The sequence below is a fragment of the Lentzea sp. NPDC003310 genome, from assembly GCF_040610935.1.
GTDB lineage: Bacteria > Actinomycetota > Actinomycetes > Mycobacteriales > Pseudonocardiaceae > Lentzea.
Window position 1 is genome coordinate 1 of the sequence record NZ_JBEXNC010000057.1, and the last position, 607, is coordinate 607.

1 protein-coding gene and 1 pseudogene are annotated in these 607 nt (G+C 27.5%); both read right to left on the reverse strand.

Annotation, left to right across the window (positions count from 1 at the left end; translation table 11 throughout):
* A partial coding sequence (locus ABZX02_RS43870; RefSeq protein ID WP_355307962.1) for an ATP-binding cassette domain-containing protein occupies positions 1–384 on the reverse strand: 384 nt, incomplete at its 3' end.
* A 35-nt stretch (positions 385–419) separates the two neighbouring features.
* Positions 420–607, reverse strand: a pseudogene (locus tag ABZX02_RS43875) (aspartate-semialdehyde dehydrogenase); the annotation flags it as partial.

The window sequence follows — 607 nt, forward strand, 5'->3', positions numbered from 1 at the left end:
TTTCATACCTAAAGAATAGGTTTTGACTTTATTATGTATATATTTGTTCATTTTTAACTCATCTGTGATTTGATTAATGGGATTTGTACTATTCGATTCATTTAGTAATTTTAAATTATCGTATCCAGACATGAAAGGGTATAAACCTGGATTTTCAATCAGTGCACCTATGTTACTGTGATTTTCATCTTGTCTGATAGAAGTAAAATTCCCTTCTTGATAATCCGAATAACCTAATATCACTTTCATCAAAGACGTTTTCCCAGCACCATTGGCACCGACAAGTCCGACAATATGACCTTCATCTAATGAAAATGATATATTTTCAAGAATTATTTTATTATTAATTTTTTTTGATAAATGATTTACGCTTAGTATACTCACATTATCGTCTCCTTTAATCAAAAGTGGAATAGAATCTATTTTAATCTCATAGCTTCTAAAATTTCTTCGTAAGTATAGTCATTAATGTAGTAATGAAAAGAACAAACTTCACGAATAATTGTAAAGACAACTTGATAATGATATTCACGGCGTTTTATATTAGTATTTTTTATCAAAATATTTACAAGATTTTCAAATAATTTTGGTTCGTTATCGATTTTAC